This is a genomic window from Pseudaeromonas sp. HNCC25DJ180 (assembly GCF_055413345.1).
This window is the reverse complement of record NZ_JBVAYF010000056.1, coordinates 1-333: the sequence shown is the minus strand read 5'-3', so window position 1 is coordinate 333 and position 333 is coordinate 1. Positions and strand designations below refer to the sequence as shown.

Sequence of the window (333 nt, the reverse complement as noted above, 5' to 3'; positions counted from 1 at the left end):
CGACACCAAATCTTGTTGAGTGTTCACACAGATTGCTTGATTGATGTAGAGAGAGCACTTCGAACGAGGCGTTAAGCCTTGTCGAGATTTCATCAGTGTCATGCACTGATAGCAGAAATTTCGTCCCTTTCGTCTAGAGGCCTAGGACATCGCCCTTTCACGGCGGTAACAGGGGTTCGAATCCCCTAAGGGACGCCATTAACTGCGCGCCATTGCTTGAGAATGCAGAGCTAAGAAGCAATTCTTATCTCTGATTTCTTACGAAATCATGCTCTTTAACAATCTGGAAAAGCTGATTCAAAAAGTTCTAAATACTGTAACAAGTGTCTTGGA

1 tRNA gene is annotated in these 333 nt (G+C 44.1%); it reads left to right on the top strand.

Annotated features, from left to right (window positions below):
- Positions 1 to 122 precede the first annotated feature (122 nt).
- Positions 123 to 198: transfer RNA gene (locus tag ACZYTD_RS17245), tRNA-Glu, on the top strand.
- Positions 199 to 333: the final 135 nt, after the last annotated feature.